Source organism: Mesorhizobium sp. M7D.F.Ca.US.004.01.2.1 (genome assembly GCF_003997785.1).
Lineage (GTDB): Bacteria > Pseudomonadota > Alphaproteobacteria > Rhizobiales > Rhizobiaceae > Mesorhizobium > Mesorhizobium loti.
The window spans coordinates 1-4465 of sequence record NZ_RZRQ01000418.1 but is presented as its reverse complement, the minus strand read 5'-3'; the positions used below and the strand labels follow the sequence as shown (position 1 = coordinate 4465).

Below are 4465 nucleotides of genomic sequence, written 5' to 3'. Positions count from 1 at the left end.
GTCGGAAACAGCGAGGCGGCAAGAACTGCCGCCGCCAGCGCGAACGGCCCATTGATGAAGAAGATCCAGCGCCAGGAAATGTAGGTGGTCAGCGCGCCGCCGACGAGCGGGCCGACCAGCGGTCCGGATTGGCCGGCCAGCGAGATATACATGTTGATCTTGAGCGTGCGGCTGCGCGGAAAGGTCGAGAGGATGACGACCTGGCCGAGCGTGCCCATCAAGGCGCCGCCAAAGCCTTGCAGTGCGCGGGCGCCAACCAGCATCCGGATATCGTTCGACAGTCCGCACAGGGCCGACGAGGCGGCGAACACCAGCAAGGCAAAGCAGTAGACGTTGCGCAGGCCGAAGCGGTCGGCGGCCCAACCGCCAAGCGGCATCGAGATGATCAGGCTGGCGACATAGACAGTGATGAGCAGGCCGAGCTGGCTTGGCGGACGGCCGAGGCTTTCGCTGATGCCCGGCAGCGCCGTCACCACGACATTCTGGTCGAGGCTGGTCATGAAGACACCGCAGGCGACCGTCAGCGGCAGCAGGAGCAAGGCTCTGGCCGGCACATCGGCGCGATCCGTGGCGCCGGCGGATAGTTCAGCGGTCATGGAGATGTTCGAACCAAACGAATGTGCCGACTGTGAGACGGGATTTTCATCCCTTGGGCCGGTTGGGCGGCCCCATATTTCCACCATGGGCGCCTGCGGCACGATTCTCTAGCGGCAGAACCGGCTGGCCTTGATGCCAGAAGCAGAAGCGATGCGGCCGTCAGGCCGCGCCGCTTACTGCACCTCGTAGCCGACTTCCTCGCTGGCATGGCAGAGCGCCTTCCAGAACGAGCGTGCGAACGAGCGGAAGACGTAGATGTCGAACTGGTCGGCGCCGGTGCGCTGGATCTGGGCGAAGACATCGTGATGGGCGGTCGAGCGGCCGGCGCCAACCGGAAAGGCCGGCAGCGAAAAGTCGATGGCGAAGAATTTCGCCAGCACCCATTCGGCCTTCGGCCCGGCAATACGAACGGCGGTGCGACCATGCGACAGGTCAGTCACCGTACCAATTGCCGGGGTCACCACTTTGGCAAAGGCCGCGGCCAGCCCTTCGGCCTCGTCGGCAACAGTGAACTTTCCCGGCGCGAAGCCGAACACCGACTTCACGCCGTCGCTCAGGCCACCGCCGGCGCCATCGGGCAGAGCAAGCCCGGTGACGGTGCGGATGGCTGCAATCAGCCTCTTCTCCTCGCCCGGCCAAGCGGCGAGCTGCACAATCGAGCCGGGCCTGGTCTCGGTCAGTATGATTTCGACGCCGTGCTCGAAATTGCCATGCGAGCCGACGTGAAATTCCGGCTCAAGCGGTGATTGGCGCTCAACCATGCATGCGGCTCCCGTCCGGGTCGAAGAAGTGGTTGGAGACGATCTCGACCGGTCCGAACCGGTTGCGCAAGGGGTCGGAGACGTGGGCGCGCGTGCCGCGCCGTGCCTTGCCGCCCTTGACCAGTGCCAGCGCGATATGCTTGCCGAGCGCCGGCGAGTAGCAGCAGGCGGTGATGTGGCCGATCGAGCCGTGCGGATTGGCTTCGTCAACCTCTTCGACGATGTGAGCGCCACCGTTGAGCGGCTTGTTGTCGAGCGAAATCAGGCCGACCAGTTCCAGACGGTCAGACGCGATCAGGCCTTCGCGATCCATCATCGCCGAGCCGATGAACGGCTTCTTCTTCGACAGCATCCAGTCGAGATGCAGGTCGCGCGCCGTGGTGCGGCCGTCGATCTCGGCGCCGGTGACATGACCCTTTTCGATGCGCATCGTGCCCAGCGCCTCGAGCCCGTAGGTAACCAGCCCGAACGGCTTGCCGGCTTCAACAAGCGCTTCCCAGACATGGGTGCCGTAGCCGGCGCCGGAATAGACCTCGAACGCCATTTCACCGGAGAAGGACAGCCGGCAGATCATTACCGGCACGCCTGCTATCTCGCCGCGCACGATGCCCATGAAGGGCAGGGTGGCATTGTCGACCGATGTGCCGGTGACACATTTGGCGAGGATCTCCCTAGCCTTTGGCCCACCGATCGCGGCGCCTGCCCATTCGTCGGTCACCGAGGCGACGTGGACCTTGAGCTCCGGCCAGATCACGTCGAGGAAATATTCCAGATGCTGCATCACCTTGCCGGCATTGGCCGTGGTGGTGGTCATCAGGAAATCCTGCTCGCCGAGCCGCCAGGTGGTGCCGTCGTCGAAGGCTAGGCCGTCCTCGCGCAGCATCAGACCGTAGCGTGCCTTGCCGACGGCCAGCGTCGAAAACATGTTGGTGTAGACGCGGTCGAGGAATAGGGCGGCGTCGGGCCCTTGTACGGCAATTTTGCCCAGCGTCGAGACATCGACGATGCCGGCGCTGTCGCGTGTCGCCTTGGCTTCCCGCACATAGGCCTGCTCGACCGTCTCGCCGGCATGGCCATAGATCATCGGGCGGTACCAGAGGCCGGCGGAATACATCGTGGCGCCATTGGCGAGATGCCAGTCATGCATCGGCGTCAGCCGCTCGGGCTTCAGGTCGCCGAAGCGTTCCGCAGCCAGCGAGCCGATCGACACGGGCGCAAAGGGTGGCCGGAAGCGCGTCGTGCCGACCTCGGGGATCGGCTTGCCCAGCGCTTCGGCCATGATGGCAAGGCCAGGGACGTTGGAGCTCTTGCCCTGGTCGGTCGCCATGCCGAGCGTGGTGTAGCGCTTCAGATGCTCGACCGAGACGAAGCCTTCGCGATGCGCTAGCCGGACGTCCTCGGCTGTCACGTCGTGCTGGAAATCGACAAAGCTCTTGCCCTTGGCCCTGATCTCGAACACCGGGGCGGGATCGGGATCACCGGGCACGGCTTCTACCACCGGCAATACAGAAGGCGTGCTCTGTCCACCGGCCGCAGCCAGACCGGCGGCGCGTCCTTCGGCGAGCGCTTCGAGCGTCGAAAAACTGCCGGTGAAGGCGCCGGCGCCGATCCATTGCTGCGTTGGTTTCGGCGGCAGGAAGGCCTGCCGCGCGGCATTCCATTCCGCCTTGGCGCCGGCCTGGCTGGCCAGATGGATGGTCGGCGACCAGCCGCCCGACATCAGCAGGCAATCGGCATGGATGCTGCGTGCATCGCCGATGAGCGCGCCATTGGTCATGTCGAAGCGTTGCAGCTTGAGGCCGGACAGCGCCTTGCCGCCTTCGGTGGCGACGACGGCATGGCCGGCGAAGATCTCAGCCTCGGCTTCCGCGGCCAGCCTGCGCATCTCCGGCGAAAGTTCCGGCCTGACATCGGCGATGGCGACGACCGCGGCACCAGCTTTCTTCAAGGCGACGGCCGCCCGATAGGCGCTGTCATTGTTGGTGAACAGCGCGATCCGCTCGCCCGGCAGCACGCCGAACTCGTTGGCATAGCGCTCGGCGGCATGCGCCAGCATCACGCCTGGCCGGTCATTGCCGGGGAAGACCAGCGGCCGCTCAAAAGCACCCGTGGCCAGGACCACGGATTTGGCGCGGATCGCCCAGTAGCGATGGCGCGGCTCGCCCTTGGCGGGCTGCTCCTTGTGGTCGCTGACCCGTTCGAGCGCGGCAAGCGTGTTGTTGTCGTAGTAGCCCCACACCGTGGTGCGCGGCAAAAGCCGGACATTGTCACGGCCTGCGAGCTGGGCGACGATACGGCGAGCCCAATCGGCGGCCGGCGCGCCGTCGATCGTTTCATCCGACCAGTTGGCCGAGCCGCCGAAACGCGGCTCGAGATCGGCCAGCATGACGCGCGCGCCCTGATCGGCGGCGGCCTTGGCGGCCATCAGACCGGCCGGGCCGGAGCCGACCACCAGCACGTCGCAAAAGGCGTTCATGCGTTCGTAGCGGGCCGGGTCCTTCGCCGATCCGGCGCTGCCGAGACCGGCGGCGCGGCGGATGAAATGCTCGCAGAACATCCAGAAGCGCGTGCCTTTGACCGGACCGAACACAGGTCCCATGAAGGTCTTGTAGTAGAACCCGGCCGACAGGATCTTGCCGCCAAGCTGGTTGACGGCATTGATGTCCCAGGCAAGCGATGGAAAGCGGTTCTGGCTGATGGCGACCAGCCCGTCATGGATCTCGACCATGGTCGCCGGAATGTTGGGTTCGCGAACCTCGCCCTTCAGCACCGTCACCAGGGCGTTGGGCTCCTCGACGCCGGCTGTCAGCAGGCCGCGCGGGCGGTGGTATTTGAACGAACGTCCGTACAGCGTGACGCCCTTGGCCAGCAGGGCCGACGCCAGCGTATCGCCGGCATGGCCGGTGTAGGCAGCGCCATCGAAGGTGAAGCGGATGGTTTTCAGCCGGTCGATACGGCCGCCAGCGTCGGTGCGGCGCGGGCTCATGACTTGTCCTCCGCCTTGCGGCGCGCGGCCGAGCCATGATCGCCGCGCCCATGATCACCGCGCATGAAGGCAACGCTGGAAATCTCGTGCGTCAGCGTGTTGCGCACGACCCGCAGATGCG

At 65.7% G+C, this 4465-nt stretch carries 3 protein-coding genes; all 3 read right to left on the bottom strand.

The features are described from left to right. A partial coding sequence (locus tag EN993_RS31985; RefSeq protein WP_127265772.1) for an MFS transporter occupies window positions 1-596 on the bottom strand: 596 nt, incomplete at its 3' end. 174 nt (window positions 597-770) lie between these two features. Then, a complete protein-coding gene (locus tag EN993_RS31980) occupies window positions 771-1358 on the bottom strand; it encodes a sarcosine oxidase subunit gamma (RefSeq protein ID WP_127265770.1) in 588 nt (195 codons plus the stop codon). After that, a complete protein-coding gene (locus EN993_RS31975; RefSeq protein WP_127265768.1) occupies window positions 1351-4344 on the bottom strand; it encodes a sarcosine oxidase subunit alpha in 2994 nt (997 codons plus the stop codon). Before EN993_RS31975 ends, EN993_RS31980 begins: the two co-directional genes overlap by 8 nt. Window positions 4345-4465 lie beyond the last annotated feature (121 nt).

What these genes read in the sequence shown, in the direction of transcription:
- EN993_RS31980 (WP_127265770.1), bottom strand. Translation starts at nt 1,358, where the DNA reads ATGGTTGAGCGCCAATCACCGCTTGAGCCGGAATTTCACGTCGGCTCG.
- EN993_RS31975 (WP_127265768.1), bottom strand. Translation starts at nt 4,344, where the DNA reads ATGAGCCCGCGCCGCACCGACGCTGGCGGCCGTATCGACCGGCTGAAA.